Origin of the sequence: Okeania sp. KiyG1, assembly GCF_014132355.1 — a bacterium.
Taxonomy (GTDB): Bacteria; Cyanobacteriota; Cyanobacteriia; order Cyanobacteriales; family Microcoleaceae; genus Okeania.
The window spans coordinates 21,849-39,461 of the sequence record NZ_BLZO01000066.1; the positions used below are offsets into that span (position 1 = coordinate 21,849).

The following is a 17,613-nucleotide window of genomic DNA, read 5'->3' on the forward strand; positions in this document are numbered from 1 at the left end:
AATTTCAAAACAGAAGAAAGAATATAGTCTTTAATTCTTAGAGCGAAAGTTAATTCAAAATAGTTGAGGCTAATTCCAGATCAATAGCAAGAATCTTCAAAAAATGAAGCAAAAGCTTTCAAGAGATAAATTTTCTGCGGCTTTATATTGAACATATAAGATTCAAATTCAAGAAAAAAAGGAGCAAAAATTATGAAAAATTACTTTTAACTGCTGCTACTTTTCTACAGTTATCTTTAGTATCTATATCTGAAGCTGCACACATGAAAAATGTCACTTTCGAGAGCAATAATCAAACCTTAGCAGGAAATCTTTATCTCCCCGATGATTATCAACAAGGAACAAAATTACCAGGCGTAATAGTAACAGGTGCTTGGACAACTGTCAAAGAACAAATGCCTGCAACCTATGCTGAAGAAATGGCCGATCGCGGTTATGCTGTTTTGACTTTTGATTTCCGTAACTGGGGAAAGTCTGAGGGAAATGAGCGTCAGTTAGAAAATCCCACTAATAAAACTGAGGATATTATCGCTGCTGCCAATTATTTAACTACACTACCTGAAGTAGACGCTAGTCGCATTGCTGGTTTAGGTATTTGCGCCAGTGCCGGATATATGGTAGATGCCGCAGTTCAGAGTGATGAGATTCAGGCGATCGCTCTAGTTGCTCCTTGGTTACATAATCAAGAAATTGTGAATCAAGTATACGGTGGTGAGGAGTCGGTACAAAAGTTAATTGAAACCAGTCGTCAAGCAGAGGCGAAATATGAAACAACTGGTAAACTATCATTAATTCCTGCTGCTAGCACAACTGATGAAAACGCTCTGATGTATCAAGCACCTTATTATACGGAAGAAAATAGAGGTATGATTCCTGAATATGTCAATGAATTTAATCTTGCTTCGTGACGTTCTCCTACATCAAATCAAAGATTATGATGTAGGCTTCCCCACCTCACGGACGCGGGCTTTCTGTTTCACAGGGAGTGCAACCACTTAACCCTCACCAGACAGAGACGATGAGACCCACCGCCTTTTTGTACTCAACAATTCTGTACTCATCTAGTTCCCTCAAGAGTTTTACCTTTTCACGGGTTGACTAGAACTTCTGAATTGAACCCCATACTCTATGTTGTTTTCATGGTTCTTTTCAGGTGCGTACTACCGCTACTCCTGATATAATCAACAATAACACAAAAAAGCACACAATGCAAGAAATAATAAGAGCAAGAAGTTGCTTGAAGTTGAAAGCAAGAAAATGGCAGCCTTCTGGGGGATAAGAGAGCGATCACTAAATAAATGATCTACTTTTTCGATTGGAGTCGAACATAATGCTCTTGGGCACGTTCTTTACACCGCTTAATAACTGCTTCTGCGCCATCAGCTCCCCAGGAAAAACCATTAGATACATATTCTATGGTTACTTCTCCTAAAATTGCAGTGCGATTATACCTATACCAACCCAACGCCGCTAAGTCCGCTAGTGCTGTCAATCCCATTCCTAAAGGACCAAATATAGTGCCAACAACATCTAAAGCTAAACCACCTGCAAAAACAGCTACAAATTCCCAGAATAAAACTTCACCGCAGGCTTTTAGTAACTCTATTGCCATCTTGCCAGCCTTAGTTACGTTGTTTGAACTTTGCCCCTCAATATTCATAAAATTAGCGTTTCGACCCATAATTAATGTAATTACAAGTACCATACTTGTTAAAACTCCTGGTGTAACTACCAATTGATCGAAAGGAACTAATCCCACCGCTGCTGAAGCTATACCAAAAACATTGATTACTCTTCTGGCAATTTTCTTTCTGATCGTCAGAATACGATCGCGAATGCCTTGAGTTATATCATCAGCACGACTAGCTGGATCGAGAATATTGACCACTTCGCCTAGCGCTCCTGCATCTTCATATAGTTTATCAAGAAGTTTTGGTATTTCTTGTCTTACCATATCATCTTTGTCTGGATCGTATATTTGGGCGCTACCATAGACGATATCATCTGGAGACTTAATAAACTTACCCATTTTTTGTTCGATGCGCTCGCGGACAGTCTCTCTATCCTTTTTAGGACGACTTTGCATTTTATCCCATTGATTAACAAAGACAATTTTTGGGGTTGTAGGCATTTTATTATGAACTAAGTTAAATAACTCTAACTCTAACTCTAGTGGTTCTCCGTCAAGCACAAAAATATGTCCATGAGCTTTTTCTGCTTCTTCAATGGCAACGTCTTTATTAACTTCTTTCCCTAAAATACCCGGTACGTCAACTAACATCCAAGGCCGTTTTTCATAATATGCTGGTTCAGTTGTTAAATCATGTTGAATCCCAACCTTTGCTAAGTCTTCTCCAATCAGCGAATTAGCAATTGCCGATTTACCAACAGAGGTTTTACCAAAAAAGCAGAGCCAGACTAAACCAGTTTCTAAACGCTCTAAAAGCTCATCAAGCTGTTGAAATTCATTTTCTACTTCGCCCATTTCTTGGGAACTAAGATTGTTACCAATTTTAGATTTTATTTCCTTAAGAGCTACTTTTAGTTCCTCACGAATCTGTTGAATTTCTTGACGAAACTCTTGTTGGTTATCCACTAGCTTACCTCCATAAATGTAAAATGAATAAGTTATTAAGAATTAATGTTTTGCAAAATTAGTTCTTGCAATTTCTCAATTCTTGCTGGTTGTATTTGATTTTTTAAAACTGGTGCTGCTGCACCAAAAGCAACTTTGCTTTCAGGAATCCATTCAGCCACTTGCGACTTAATTAAAGTAGCTTCTTCTGCTCGCATTGAACTAGGCATTGTTTGCTCTTTAATATCTTGCATATTGACGTAAAGCAGCAACTTTCTCAAACCTGGTGTTCCAGAATCTTGATTCCATTGCTGCTGAAAATTGCAAATTTGTCGAACTACCTCTAGCTCAGGTTCATAAAGTTGTCCTCTGGTGGTATAAATGACTAATTCGCTTTCTTTAAGAGCGTCAGCAATTAACTGTAAATACTCAGCGTCATCATCCAGCAAGCCAGGAGTATCTTGTAGCGAATAACCATTAGTATAATCTACGCTATCAACTGTTGTAGTTGTTCCGTGTTCTGCTCCCACATTAAACGCTTGATAATCAACTAATGCGTTAATTGTACTAGATTTACCCTCGCCTGTTTTTCCCACAAAGGTAATTACTTTTTGAGGACGCTTGGCTAAAATTGCTTGAGGTGAAGCTGTCAGCAGTTCTACAATTGTTGGAGATTTAAAAGTCACTACACTAGAGTAAGGCTCCATCTTCTCATAGTAGGAAATTATAGCTTCCCCCAATGCTTTAATAATGCCGCCTGCAATGGGAGCTTTTGCTGCCCAGCCAGCAAAGGGAAGTAAAGTTAAAGCTTCTAATGCTATTAGTTTACCTGCAACTGCGGCTAAACCAACTGCTCCTGCAACTGCAACTGCTTCTTTCCATTCGTAATCACTTCCTCTGTAAATTTTGCCAATATGAAAACACATGGTTGCCTCTAAACTCATCAAAGCAACAGACGTAGAACCTGGAATAACTGCTGCTATTACAATGCCGGCACCAGTTACAGCATAGCCGTTGACCCAACTTTGGGCCTTAGTTTTTTTGTAGGACGACATACTAAATTTGTGGTAAGTTTGTATATACTTGGCAATGATCTAGACTTTAGGAAAAAAGCCAAATAAAATCATTTCAATCTTTTGTCAGAAGAAAATTATACCCGAGGCTATTATAGCAATTTTATTTGAGGCTGCACATAATTAGGTGTTAGGTCTTATACACAGGACTTGCAAAGACACTATACATAGTATATAAAACTATAGTACTATGGCATATATAGTGTTTTTTTTTCGGAAGAAAGCGTAAGTCCGGATACAAAATCCGGTTATAAGAACAAATGCCTGCAACCTATTAAATACTAAAGTAAATTCCTAGACTTGAGCTGCAAATATCTATCTACCAATTCTGTACTAATTTGATTTGCCGGCGCATCTAAAACCAAAACACCTTTCTGTTTCAACTGAGTAAAAGCAACCTGTCTTTGAGATAATAAATCTATTGCCACAGCACGAGTATAAGCAGCATGACTTTTTTCATGTATCTGCTGATTTTCTCCAGAAACAGTGGGAGTATGAGCTAATTTATTCACCAATGGGTCGCACAAAGCCACACAAAACGGTAAATAACGAGGCGTTAACCTTGCCAATGCTGCCAACAGTTCCGCAGAAGCAGTGGCATCCACAATATCTGTAATTACCACTACCAAAGCACGACGGGTTTGTTGCTTAACCACTCTAGTAACTGCCTCAACATAATCTGGTTCCCGCAAAACTGGTTGAATAGGTGTCAGACTTTCAATTAATTTTGATAATTGATTTTTTCCCCTCTCTGGTGGTATCCAAGTGCTGAGTTGACGCTCAAATACTCCCACTCCCACACGATCGCCCCTACTCAACCCTGCCATTGCTAATGACAAAGTAGCATTCAAACCCCAATCAAACCGTTTTAAACCCTGCACCTGGGCAGTCATCAACCTCCCCCCATCAAGTAAAATAATCAAAGTTTGCTCCGTTTCTGGTTCCAATACCCGCACTAAAGGGCGACTACGACGAGCGGTAGCTTTCCAGTCAATGAAGCGTATATCATCACCAATACCATATTCCCGGAGTTCCGAAAATTCTGTTCCCATTCCCAGACGTCGCTTTTGACGCATCGTGCCAGTATTTTGTAGAGAGAGACGGATAGAGAGCGATCGTAACCCCAGCAAATCTGGATAAACTGCCACCTGTTGACTTGCCGGAACTTGCCATTGCTGCCACGCTAAACCCCACTTCCCCAATTGTCGCGCCCGAATATTTCCCCACTGAAACTCACCTCGTTTATCGGGGTTGACATGATAAGTTAATTCTTGAGTGCTGTTAGGTTCAACTATTGCTGAGAGAGTAGTAGAGGAAGTGGCAAATTCTGGGGGATAATCATCATGCAAGATAATATTTGCCCTGTGTTTGCCAGACTCAACCGATATAGTAATATGATTATCTCGCCCAATAGAAAGTTTCTGTAAAGGGTAGCGCGCTAGTTTGACTCGATTAAGTTTCACCGTAGCTCCATCCCAAACAGCTAAACTACAGATAATCACATCAAACAGTGCTAGTGCCATCAAACTTATTTGTTGATCGAACAAAATAGCTATGACTGGCGCAACGACCATTCCTAATAATAATAGTAAATATAAACGTTTTGAAGGAATCATTTCGAGTTATACCAAATTCAAAAAATAATCCTAAAAATTAGGACTTGTTAAGTAGATTAATCATATCAAATCTATTATAATAATGACTGTGTAGTAATTGAGTAATTTACTCTTGATTTGTGTAAAATAGGCTTTGATTAAATGTAAGCATTTCCTCCGGAATGCTGCGCAAACAGCCGTCAGCTATCAGCCATCAGCTATTGCTTTTAGTTTGAGATAAAAGCTTTACCAATTGAGCCAGAATTTATACTTACTATATCAGACATTGTTTTAGGGTTTCATCCGTCTGATCTACGACACCATACAGGTTACGCGATCGCCTAGTAGTTGAGAGATGAGGAGATGGGGACCCACCCCTAACCCCTCCGGTGGAGGGGAATGTGGGGAGATGGGGAGATAAAGATACCTATAAACAATATTGCACAGTTTTAGGTGTGCCACTCCACTACAGAGTTTTGGTTATGACGATGTTTCAGAGATCGACAAAAGCGCTGTCTCAGTGTAAGTATTCAAGCGGACATGATATAACTAGGGCTTGCTGATTAATTCTCGCGCGTATTGATAAATATAAGGTATTAGCCTTTTTGGGCTTCAAAAAAGTGCCAGCTTTTCGGTGCCTAGAGCTGCAAAAAGCTAGTATTTTGGGCTGACTATGGTAGAAAAATCATTCTTACAATTCTTACTCCTACCTCCTCGCTCATCCCTCGTTCCTCCTTTTTTCCCCTCCGGGGTTAGGGGTGGGTTGCCTCCTACCTTCCCCTCCCCTCCACCGGAGGGGTTAGGGGTGGGTTGGGAGGGGAGGGGCGAGGGTGGGTTAAAAGACTTTTGAGCGCAAACCCGAACTAGGCGATCGCCATCATGGTTGACAATTCCTTGACTATGTGTATAGAAGCAAAGTTTGACTTTTAGATATCTCTAATAATAAAAATCAAATCAATTATTGTACATATATTGCCAATAAATCATCAATTATTTTTTCCTACTCTCTACTCCCTCTCTTGGTGCGCTACCAGATGCGTCTGCAGCCGACGCGGGGTCGCACCGCTACTCCCTACTCCCTCTTTTTTTGAGATGTCTTTATAATTAATTATGACTACAGGACTTACGGACGGACACTAAACTCAGTGAGGGCGAATGCCATTTGCTACGCACAACTACGTTAACGCCCCTACATATGGTGTTTTCAAGGTGGATTTGCGTAAGTTCTGGACTATTTAAACTTATCTTAAAGTGAAGCTGTTAATATACACTCGGTCCATTAAACATATATACAACTAGGAAGATAGAATGACAGACCCACAACTCCGACCATTAGGTACTTATGAAACAGGCATTTTTGATGAAAGTGCTGCCGAAATTCCGGCTTACGACCCCAATACACAAAGAGTGTTTGTTGTCAAGGCAAATGAAGCAGCTATTGATGTACTAGATATTAGCGATCCCACCAACCCCAATTTAATAGATCAAATTGATGTTTCCTCCTTTGGCGCAATTGCCAACAGTGTTGCAGTTAATCAAAATGGCATCGTAGCAGTGGCGGTCGAAGCTGATGTCAAACAAGACCCAGGGACAGTTGCCTTCTTTAATGCAGATGGCGATACTCTCAACGAAGTAACTGTGGGTGCATTACCAGATATGCTCACCTTTACGTCTGATGGCACAAAGGTGCTAGTGGCAAATGAAGGAGAACCCAACGATGACTACAGCAACGACCCAGAAGGTTCCGTTAGCATTATCGACATTTCTGGTGGGGTAGGCAATTTAACTCAGGCAGATGTCTCTACCGCTGATTTTTCTGATTTCATTGGTCGGGAAGAAGAATTGCGTAACAAAGGCGTTCGGATCTACGGTCCTGGGTCAAATGCAGCTCAAGACCTCGAACCAGAATTTATTGCTGTAGATGGTAACGACACCACAGCATTTGTCACTCTACAAGAAAATAATGCTATAGCAGTGGTAGATATTGAAAATGCCAACATTGTAGATGTTCTGCCATTGGGAGCAAAAGACTACAGTCGCGGTCTTCCCTCTCTGACACCATTTGAATTTGATGATTCTGACCTGCGAGTTTTGGATACAACCGAAGGGGGTCAGGAAATTCGCTTGGGTGGTCTATCTGGACTATGGTATGAAGGTGAAGACGAAGACGGCAACTTACAATTTGTCACCGTACCAGACCGCGGACCAAATGGCGCACCTACAGACGTAGATGATGACGGCGATAACGAAAGACCATTTGCTCTGCCAGACTATCAAGCTAGAATTGTTCGCTTTACACTAGATGAAGACAGTGGCGATATTGACATAACTGAAGAAATTCTCCTAAATAGGCAAGACGGTACAACTCCCATCACAGGTTTACCTAACATTCCAGGAGTAGACGAAGAACCAGTAGACCTATTTGGAAACCCCCTCGAATACGACCCCTTTGGTGCAGACATGGAAGGTATTGTTATCAATGATGATGGTACATACTGGACTGTAGATGAATATCGCCCCGCCATCTACCACTTTGATGTTGATGGGTCACTCATAGACCGCTTTGTACCGGAAGGAACAGCAGCACTAGCAGGAGAAACAGAAGGAACTTTTGGTACTGAAACCCTACCCGCAGAATATTCTAACCGTCGTCGCAACCGTGGTTTTGAAGCTATTGCGCTAGATACAGATGAAGATATTCTCTACAGCTTTATTCAAACACCTCTAGCAAATCCCGATCGCACTGCATCTGACGACTCCAGCGTTATTCGGATGTTAGGTATCGACCCAGAGACTGGAGAACCCGTAGCAGAATATGTCTACCTCCTAGAAAAACCAACTATAAACCCAGATAATGGTAGTCTATTAGTTGATAAAATTGGTGATGCTGTTTATGATGCTGATGCTGACACATTTTATATCCTAGAGCGAGACTCTTCTACCACTGCCACAGGCAAAAAATTTATATTTGAAATTGACCTCAAAGGAGCAACTAATTTACTCGCTGACGACGCACCAAGTTTACCAGAAAATACAACTCTAGAACAGCTAGATGTAGATGAAATTTTTGATTTAGACATCCAACCAGTTAACAAAACCAAGATAACTAACCTACCCTCCCTTGGTTACTTAGCAGGAGACAAACCAGAAGGTTTATCACTTTTACCAGATGGACGACTGGCGGTACTAAACGACAATGACTTCGGTCTCCTAGATGAGGAAATTCCTGGAGATGGTACTGTTCCTCTCAACCCAGAACCAGTGCCAGTAGTTTTGGGTCTAATTGATTTTTCAGAAAGTAATCAAATTGACCCAAGCGATCGCGATGATGGTATCAATTTAGGTAATTGGCCTGTTTTTGGGTTATTGCAACCAGATAGTATTGCTTCCTTTGTGATAGAAGGTGAGACCTATTATGTCACAGCAGATGAGGGAGATGCCAGAGGTTATGACGCTCTGGATGAAGAAGCACGGGTAGGAGATGATGAATATGTACTGGACCCTGAAGTTTTTAATGTTGCTGCACTAGAAGATGATGCTGCTATTGGTCGTCTCACAGTGACAACCGAAGATGGGGATATTGATGATGATGGCGACTACGACCAAATTTTTGCTAATGGCGGTCGGTCTTTCAGTATTTGGGATGCTGCGGGCAACCGAATATTCAACAGTGGGGATAGTATTGAACGCATTACTGCCGATCTAATCCCAGATAACTTTAACTCAAACCGAGACGAAAATACTTTTGACGATCGTAGCGACAATAGTGGTCCTGAACCCGAAGCTATAACCACAGGAGTTTTAGGCGATAAAACCTATACTTTTGTCGGTCTGGAACGTACAGGGGGAATTATGGTTTATGATGTCAGCGACCCCACCAGTCCAGATTTTGTGCAATACATTCCTAACCGCGACTTCACCGTTGAATTTGATACGGATGCTGATGGAGACCCAGATCCTACCCCAGAACAACTATCGGCAGCGGGGGACTTAGGACCAGAAGGATTTAAGTTTATTTCTCCAGAAGATAGTCCGAATGGGGAGGCGTTATTAGTAGTTGCTAATGAAATTAGTGGTACTACTACTGTTTATGAGTTTAGCCCAAACCAGAATATTCAGGGAACTCCAGGTAATAATAACCTCGAAGGTGGTACGGGTGACGACAATATTGATGGTCTCGCTGGTAATGATATTCTCAGTGGTTTTGGTGGCAGCGATACTATTAGTGGTTCTGCTGGCAACGATGATATTAATGGCAACGGTGGTAATGACCGCGTTAGCGGTGGAAATGGTGATGACCGCGTTAATGGTGGTTTGGGAAGCGATATTATCTTTGGCAACAATGGAGATGATAATTTAATTGGTCGTCTGGGTAATGACCGGATGCTAGGAGGTCCTGGAGAAGATACTCTTAGTGGTGGTATTGGTCGCGATCGCCTCCATGGTGGCGCGGATGATGATATTCTCACTGGTGGTGGAAGTGTAGACCGCTTTATTTTTGCTGCCAATGATGAGTTTAGTCAGGCGAGTTTAGGGATAGATGAAATTACAGATTTTAACCCAGACTTAGATTTAATTCTACTTGACTTAAGGACTTTCACAGAAATTACTACTACTGCGGGTGAGGATATTGGGGATGAATTTGCAATAGTAGGAAGCAACGGTGATGCTGCTAGTAGTGAAGCTATTATCGTCTACAATTCTACTAATGGTGGTTTATTCTACAATGCTAATGGCAGCGATGGTGGTTTTGGAGATGGCGGTCGGTTTGCAACTTTGACTGGTACTCCAACTATATCAGCAGAGGATTTCGTAATTAGATAATATTTCTATTTAGTTAGTCTTTGTAGGTTGGGTTAAGTGATAGCGCAACCCAACAATAACTGATGATACTATTATCTAATTATTTGTTTGGGATATATCTTGATGTTGGGTTGATCCTAGGGATAAGCTAGCGCTAACGTTCCTCAACTCAACCTACTCTACTTTTAATTGTTATCTGTTTCGATTTAGTTTTTGTAGGTTGGGTTAAGCGCGCTTCGCAACCCAACAATAACTGATGATACTATTATCTAATTATTGTTTGCTATATATCTTAATGTTGGGTTGCTCCTACGGATAAGCTGGCGCTAACGTTCCTCAACTCAACCTACTCTACTTTTAATTGTTATCTGTTTCGATTTAGTTTTGTAGGTTGGGTTAAGCGCGCTTCGCAACCAAACAATAACTGATGATATTATGGTCTAATTATTTGTTTGCGATATATCTTAATGTTCGGTTTATCTTACGGATAAGCTGGCGCTAACGTTCCTCAACTCAACCTACTCTACTTTTAATTGTTATCTGTTTCGGTTTAGTTTTGTAGGTTGGGTTAAGCGCGCTTCGCAACCCAACAATAACTGATGATACTATTATCTAATTATTGTTTGCTATATATCAGGACTTACGCACAGACTCTACATATAGCGAGGGCGAATACTATTTACCCCTACAAATGGTGGTTTAAAAGTCAATTTGCGTAAGTCCTGATATCTTGATGTTGAGTTTGTCCTACGGATAAGCTGGCGCTAACGTTCCTCAACTCAACCTACTCTACTTTTAATTGTTATCTATTTCGATAATGAGAAATAGGAATTATGCTAATTTTCCCGAAATGAGTCATCTTTAATTAATTCCTCAAACTCTGCAACTGAATTAACAGTAATTGTTTCTAGAAGTAACCGTTTTAGCAAAGCTAAGTCATTAATTTCATTAATAGCTTTTATCAGAGTTTCTGGCAAACTATTAAAGCGTTTTTCCAATAAGTCGAGAATATTTTGTCTGCAATTTTCTTTTGCTCCTATTTGTTGACCTCTTTGCTGACCTCTTTCCATCGCCAATTCTTCTATAGTGCTTAAAAATTCCATTCTCTGTTCCTCCTCATATTGATTAATTTTTGTTTGAAAGTTTGATTCTAATTCTGGTGGTTAGGAATTATGCTAATTTTCCCGAAATGAGTCATCTTTAATTAATTCCTCAAACTCTGCAACTGAATTAACAGTAATTGTTTCTAGAAGTAACCGTTTTAGCAAAGCTAAGTCATTAATTTCATTAATAGCTTTTATCAGAGTTTCTGGCAAACTATTAAAGCGTTTTTCCAGTAAGTCAAGAATATTTTGTCTGCAAGTTGCTTTTGCTCCTATTTCCTGACCTATTTCCTGACCTCTTTCTATAGCTAATTCTTCTATAGTGCTTAAAAATTCCATTCTTTGTTCCTCCTCATATTGATTGATTTTTGTTTGAAAGTTTGATTCTAATTCTGGTGGTTAGGAATTATGCTAATTTTCCCGAAATGAGTCATCTTTAATTAATTCCTCAAACTCTGCAACTGAATTAACAGTAATTGTTTCTAAAAGTAACCGTTTTAGCAAAGCTAAGTCATTAATTTCATTAATAGCTTTTATCAGAGTTTCTGGCAAACTATTAAAGCGTTTTTCCAACAAATCAAGAATATTTTGTCTGCAATTTGCTTTTGCTCCTATTTCCTGACCTATTTCCTGACCTATTTTTTGACCTCTTTCTATAGCTAATTCTTCTATAGTGCTTAAAAATTCCATTCTCTGTTCCTCCTCATATTGATTAATTTTGGTTTGAAAGTTTGATTCTAATTATGGGGGTAATGTCATCATTTTATCAATGAATTTAAACAAATTGATAATATCGAACTTGGTTAACCCCCTATCGTATAAACTTCTAACTAATTGCCATTTCCATTGCTCTCTTTCTGTAAGATTACTTGTGGTACTTTTAGTTTTCAGGTGTGCCATTACTATCATAGCAAATGGATTATTATTCGATTCTAATTCCTCCCATTGATAATCTAAAAGTTTGACTATGGCAAAATCTAATCTCATTTGACTGTTTCCTAAACCATATTCACAGAAATTTGGTCGCCAAGATGGGTTTTCATCTCCCAGTATAGCTAAACTAATTACTGGTTTATTGTAAAGGTCAAAAGCTCGATAGTTATAGATAAACATTCGTTGGCTAAATTCTCGGTCATACTGACTTTGCACTTCAATATGAATCAAAATCCAGATTTCTTGATCGTCCAATAACCAAGCTTGAAATAATTTATCGGCATAACGTTTTTCTGTTTTTGCCGAGGCTGTAATTTGTTCTAATTCTTTATCTAGAGAAACTGGTTTTTTTTGCCAGTTAATAGAGACATGAATTTCTGGATAAAAGAAGCTGAGGAAAGATTCAAAATATTCAGAAATTGCTGCTTTCCACGGCTCATCATAATTAGCTGTTATTTCTGTCATTTTATTGTTAATTTTAGAGATGAATCTTTGTAGGTTGGGTTAAGCGATATCGCAACCCAACAATCACTTATTATATTACTGTCTAATTATTTGTTTGCTATATATCTTTATGTTGGGTTTATCCTGCGGATAAGCTAGCGCTAACGTTCCTCAACCCAACCTACTCTACTATTCAAAATATCCATTACTACAGCTTCTCCATCTAACCCTTCTCTTCTATCTAACTCTGCCACACCAGAATCAATTTTTTCCGGTGTTTCTTCCATCCATTGTTGGTACTCTAGCAACTTAAAAGCTTTATCAATTACCTCTTCAAAAGTGGCAAAATTACCACTATTAACCTGTATCTCAATAAACTTTTCCTGTTCAGGAGTCAGCTTAATATTCATAAAAAACTCTTGAAAATTGTAAGTTTTAATTATTAGAGATATAATGTTTTACCATAAATAGATAAACTTATCTATCTTATTCACTCAATAGTAATATGGTGGAAATAAAAAAAAATCAAGCAACAAAATTATCAGGAATTGAGACTAAGCAGTATTTCCTATTGGGTAACACAGCATATTTGCAAAAGGAGTTTGACAAGGCGATCGCTTATTTCCAACAAGCTATAGAGATTTATGAAGGTGTAAAGGACTTTCATGGGGTTGCTAGCGTTTATCACAACTTAGGTGCAGTGGCAAACGAGCAAAGGCAATTTGAGGAGGCGATCGCTTATTTCCAACAAGCTTTGGAGATTTATGAAAATGTGAAAGATTGCCCCAATGTTGCTAATATCTATCACAACCTAGGTTTAGTAGCACGGGAGCAAAGGCAGTTTGAGGAAGCTACCAGCTATTTCCAAAAAGCTCTGCAAATTTTTGAGGATTTGGAGGATTGCCATAAGGTTGCCAATGGCTATCTTAGTCTAGGTGTATTGCTTGCGGATCAACGACAATATGATGAAGCTACCAGCTATTTCCAAAAAGCTCTGCAAATTTTTGAGGATTTGGAGGATTTTCAGGGAATCGCTGGTGTCTACCAAAACTTGGGATTAGTCACAGGGGAAAAACGGCGGTTTGATGAAGCTACTAGCTATTTTCATAAAGCTCTGGAAATTCTTGAGAATATGGGGGACTTTCATAGGGTTGCGGGTGTCTATCATAATCTAGGTGCATTAGCAGCAGAGGGAAAGAATTTTCAAGAGGCAACCGTTTATTTTCACAAAGCTCTGGAGATTTATCAAGATGCTGAGGATTTTTCCAAGGTTGCTGATATCTATCATAATCTAGGTTCATTAGCAGAGAATCAAGAGTATTTTGAGGAGGCAAACGTTTATTTTCACAAAGCTTTGGAGATTTATGAAAATGAGGGTCATTTCCACAGAGTTGCTAGTGTCTACAACAACCTTGGTATAGTAGCAAGGGGACAGCAACAGTTTGAGGAAGCTAACAGTTATTTCCAAAAAGCTCTAGATATCTATGAAAATCCAAAAGACTTCTACCAAGTTGCTAGTGTCTATCACAACCTGGGTACAGTAGCACAGGAACAGAGGCAGTTTGAGAAGGCAATTGCCTATTTCCAAAAATCTCTCCAGATTAGAGAAAATAAGAGAAATTTCTACGAAGTTGCTGCTGACTATCACCATCTAGGTGAAGTAGCGGAGGAGCAAAGGCGGTTTGATGAAGCTACTAGCTATTTCCAAAAAGCTCTCAATGTCTATCTAGAAATCTATGAAGATACGGGGAACTTCCACAATGTTGCTGCTACCTATCACAAACTAGGTACAGTGGCAGGAAAGCAAGGACAACTCAAGCGTATGATCGCCTATTTCCAAAAATCTCTACAGGTTTTTGAAGAGGTGAAAGATTTGAACAACTTAGCCAAAATTTGCCATAACCTGGGAGTCATCACACAAGCACAACAAAAATTCGAGGAGGCGATCGCTTACTACGAAAAAGCAATTCAGACATTTGAAGAATTAGGAGATTCATGGGAAGCAGCCAAAAGTTGTCTATTAGTTGGCACGATCTGTGTTGAACAAGGTTCCTGGTATAAAGGTCTAGATTATTTAGAAAAAAAGTTTCCAAACTTACAGCAAAGAAAACGACTATCCACTTCTTGCTAAAACTACCTATCAGATAGCTCGCACTCACCACTTAATGAGTAACTTCGATAAATCTCGCATTTATTATCGAGATGCTCTACGCATTTATGAACACATAAAAAAACCAGGAAGGTATTGCTATATGTAAAACTGGACTAGGTTGGTTAATGGTACAAATAGGTTTTCTTGAAGATGCTTTACTGGAGTTAGAAAAAGCTAGAGAAATTTACGGGCAAGTTGATGATAAATTATGGATTAATGAAGTAGAAAAAATGATAGATTTGATTGAAAAAATGAAGGAGAAACAACTAAAATGAGTGATGGGGATAAAATTTGGGATGAATTAGATAGTATCTACGACCGATGGGGTATAAAGGAAATTCCCTTTTCGGAAAGTGCTTCAACTATTGGTCAAGCCAAAATCCAAGAAGTTTTTACAGGTCGGACAAAAGAACTCAGAGAAGTTCTCCACCTATTCCGGGGTAGCGAGAGAAAACGCTTGCTAGTTTATGGGTGGATCGGGATTGGTAAAACAGCATTTATTCTAGAAATTTTAGGTATTTTAGAACGTAAGACTAAAAATACTATTACTGCTTATATTAGTTTACCTCAAGGAATAGATTTAGCTACCGCAGCTTTAATTGCTTTAGCTCGTGAAATGGAAGATGATGAATGGGCCCAACAACAATTAAATCAAATGGGATTACGTCCTCAAAAAGCTCTGCGCAAAAGGAAAATTAAGGGCAAAGGAGGTCTTCCTGTTGCTAGTGTAGAAGTAGAAGAAGAAGTTACCGCCATTCAAAAACCTCAGTTTCCCAGTCTCAGTTTTGAAGACTTACTGCAACGAGCTTTAGAAAAGAGCGATCGCGTAGTTATTGCTATCGACGATCTAGACAAACAAGACCCTGCAAAGGTTAGACAGTTATTACTAGATGCTCAAGGAATTTTAAAATCAGGAGCGTGGTTTATTCTTACAGGTCATCCTTTTGGCATAACACGAGACATTTTAATTGCGGAGCGTGGATTATTCGATCTTGCTCTCAAACTTGAAGAAATGGAGATGGATACTACTTATGAAATGCTAGTCAAATATCTGAATAGTGCGCGACCAAAAGAATCTCAGCTTGCTTTAGATGATCCTGAAGCAGTTGCCCCATTCACTCCCGAAACTGCTAGACTTTTGTGCGAACGATCTGGTGGTGTTCCCCGGTGGTTAAACCGCTTGGGTAGATATATATTACAGAAAGCTGCCGAATTAGGTGCAAAGATCATTACACCAGAAATTTTACAGCAGGGGTTAGCTGATGCAGAGCAAAAAGTGGGAGGACAGTCGGGATTAACTCCTCAAGATTTCATTGTATTAGAGGTAGTATTAGAAAAAGGCATTTTATCAGATGCAAATGTCACTATTGATGATTTACAAAAAATAAAAGTTAATACATTTAGTGAAATTTTGCCAATCTTAGACAAATTAATTCAACGAGACTTACTTCGTAGGTTGCCTAGCGATCGTACTGCTGAATATGCTGCAACTCCACTTTTGTTACCTCCAAGCAATGAGGAAAAAGAAGATTAGACATCTCCTCCAAAAGAGGGATTCAATAATTAATACAGGACTTACGCAGACACTCTACATATAGTGAGGGCGAATACCATTCGCCCCTACAGATGGTGTTTTAAATGTCAATTTGCGTAAGTCCTGTGTATATAAATAAAAATAACTATTGGACAATAGATAAATTAAATATTAATCTCCTGAAACTCAGCGATCGCTCTCGCGGAACGGATGTTCTATCACTTGAGTGTGACTGTATATAAATAAAAATAACTATTAGACAATAGTTAAATCAAATATCCATCTGCTGAGACTGAGCGATCGCTCTCGCGGAACGGATGTTCTATCGCTTGAGTGTGACTGTATATAAATAAAAATAACTATTGGACAATAGTTAAATCAAATATCCATCTGCTGAGACTGAGCGATCGCTCTCGCGGAACGGATGTTCTATCACTTGAGTGTGACTGTATATAAATAAAAATAACTATTAGACAATAGTTAAATCAAATATCCATCTGCTGAGACTGAGCGATCGCTCTCGCGGAACGGATGTTCTATCGCTTGAGTGTGACTGTATATAAATAAAAATAACTATTGGACAATAGTTAAATCAAATATTAATCTCCTGAAACTCAGCGATCGCTCTCGCGGAACGGATGTTCTATCACTTGAGTGTGACTGTATATAAATAAAAATAACTATTGGACAATAGTTAAATCAAATATTAATCTCCTGAAACTCAGCGATCGCTCTCGCGGAACGGATGTTCTATCGCTTCTGTTGACTATATATAAATAAAAATAACTATTGGACAATAGTTAAATCAAACATTAATCTGCTGAAACTCAGCGATCGCTCTCGCGGAACGGATGTTCTATCGCTTCTGTTGACTGTATATAAATAAAAATAACTATTGGACAATAGTTAAATCAAACATTAATCTGCTGAAACTCAGCGATCGCTCTCGCGGAACGGATGTTCTATCGCTTCTGTTGACTATATATAAATAAAAATAACTATTGGACAATAGTTAAATCAAACATTAATCTGCTGAAACTCAGCGATCGCTCTCGCGGAACGGATGTTCTATCGCTTCTGTTGACTATATATAAATAAAAATAACTATTGGACAATAGTTAAATCAAACATTAATCTGCTGAAACTCAGCGATCGCTCTCGCGGAACGGATGTTCTATCGCTTCTGTTGACTATATATAAATAAAAATAACTATTGGACAATAGTTAAATCAAACATTAATCTGCTGAAACTCAGCGATCGCTCTCGCGGAACGGATGTTCTATCGCTTCTGTTGACTATATATAAATAAAAATAACTATTGGACAATAGTTAAATCAAACATTAATCTGCTGAAACTCAGCGATCGCTCTCGCGGAACGGATGTTCTATCGCTTCTGTTG

Annotated in this window: 13 protein-coding genes; 5 read left to right on the top strand and 8 right to left on the bottom strand. The window is 39.1% G+C overall.

Going from position 1 to position 17,613, the window contains the following annotated elements:
• Positions 1-263 precede the first annotated feature (263 nt).
• Positions 264-908 carry an alpha/beta hydrolase gene (locus tag SAGCYANO_RS13680; RefSeq protein WP_202220578.1) on the top strand — a complete coding sequence of 215 codons (645 nt, stop codon included), beginning with the start codon at positions 264-266 and terminating at the stop codon, positions 906-908.
• Between the two features lie 395 nt (positions 909-1,303).
• Here the strand turns inward: SAGCYANO_RS13680 and SAGCYANO_RS13685 are convergent, their stop codons facing one another.
• From SAGCYANO_RS13685 to SAGCYANO_RS13695, 3 genes are all read right to left on the bottom strand, one after another.
• On the bottom strand, positions 1,304-2,596 hold the full coding sequence (locus tag SAGCYANO_RS13685) for a GTPase (RefSeq protein WP_202220579.1): 1,293 nt from the start codon (positions 2,594-2,596) through the stop codon (positions 1,304-1,306).
• Between the two features lie 35 nt (positions 2,597-2,631).
• On the bottom strand, positions 2,632-3,630 hold the full coding sequence (locus tag SAGCYANO_RS13690; RefSeq protein WP_202220580.1) for a GTPase: 999 nt from the start codon (positions 3,628-3,630) through the stop codon (positions 2,632-2,634).
• 299 nt (positions 3,631-3,929) lie between these two features.
• Complete coding sequence (locus SAGCYANO_RS13695) at positions 3,930-5,264, bottom strand: DUF58 domain-containing protein (RefSeq protein WP_202220581.1); 1,335 nt, start codon at positions 5,262-5,264, stop codon at positions 3,930-3,932.
• 1,287 nt (positions 5,265-6,551) lie between these two features.
• Between SAGCYANO_RS13695 and SAGCYANO_RS13700 the strand changes: the two genes are divergently transcribed.
• The gene (locus tag SAGCYANO_RS13700; protein WP_202220582.1) at positions 6,552-10,067 is read left to right on the top strand and encodes an esterase-like activity of phytase family protein; all 3,516 of its coding nucleotides are present in this window, start codon (positions 6,552-6,554) and stop codon (positions 10,065-10,067) included.
• An 815-nt stretch (positions 10,068-10,882) separates the two neighbouring features.
• Here the strand turns inward: SAGCYANO_RS13700 and SAGCYANO_RS13705 are convergent.
• The 5 genes from SAGCYANO_RS13705 to SAGCYANO_RS13720 form a co-directional block, all read right to left on the bottom strand.
• Positions 10,883-11,149: a hypothetical protein gene (locus SAGCYANO_RS13705; protein WP_202220583.1), complete on the bottom strand. Its 267-nt coding sequence runs from the start codon at positions 11,147-11,149 to the stop codon at positions 10,883-10,885.
• A gap of 72 nt (positions 11,150-11,221) precedes the next feature.
• The gene (locus SAGCYANO_RS13710; protein ID WP_202220584.1) at positions 11,222-11,488 is read right to left on the bottom strand and encodes a hypothetical protein; all 267 of its coding nucleotides are present in this window, start codon (positions 11,486-11,488) and stop codon (positions 11,222-11,224) included.
• Between the two features lie 72 nt (positions 11,489-11,560).
• Positions 11,561-11,839, bottom strand: a complete 279-nt coding sequence (locus SAGCYANO_RS44700) for a hypothetical protein (protein WP_237396140.1) — start codon at positions 11,837-11,839, stop codon at positions 11,561-11,563.
• Between the two features lie 51 nt (positions 11,840-11,890).
• Complete coding sequence (locus tag SAGCYANO_RS13715; protein WP_237396141.1) at positions 11,891-12,547, bottom strand: hypothetical protein; 657 nt, start codon at positions 12,545-12,547, stop codon at positions 11,891-11,893.
• Between the two features lie 140 nt (positions 12,548-12,687).
• Positions 12,688-12,936, bottom strand: coding sequence for a type II toxin-antitoxin system ParD family antitoxin (locus SAGCYANO_RS13720; protein WP_202220585.1), 249 nt, complete (start codon positions 12,934-12,936; stop codon positions 12,688-12,690).
• Positions 12,937-13,031: 95 nt separating this feature from the next.
• Between SAGCYANO_RS13720 and SAGCYANO_RS13725 the strand changes: the two genes are divergently transcribed.
• The 3 genes from SAGCYANO_RS13725 to SAGCYANO_RS13735 all read left to right on the top strand — a co-directional run bounded on the left by SAGCYANO_RS13725 (position 13,032) and on the right by SAGCYANO_RS13735 (position 16,212).
• Positions 13,032-14,657, top strand: coding sequence for a tetratricopeptide repeat protein (locus SAGCYANO_RS13725; RefSeq protein WP_202220586.1), 1,626 nt, complete (start codon positions 13,032-13,034; stop codon positions 14,655-14,657).
• Positions 14,658-14,803: 146 nt separating this feature from the next.
• On the top strand, positions 14,804-14,953 hold the full coding sequence (locus SAGCYANO_RS13730; protein WP_202220587.1) for a hypothetical protein: 150 nt from the start codon (positions 14,804-14,806) through the stop codon (positions 14,951-14,953).
• Positions 14,950-16,212 carry an ATP-binding protein gene (locus tag SAGCYANO_RS13735; RefSeq protein ID WP_202220588.1) on the top strand — a complete coding sequence of 421 codons (1,263 nt, stop codon included), beginning with the start codon at positions 14,950-14,952 and terminating at the stop codon, positions 16,210-16,212. Before SAGCYANO_RS13730 ends, SAGCYANO_RS13735 begins: the two co-directional genes overlap by 4 nt.
• The last annotated feature ends 1,401 nt before the right edge of the window (positions 16,213-17,613 follow it).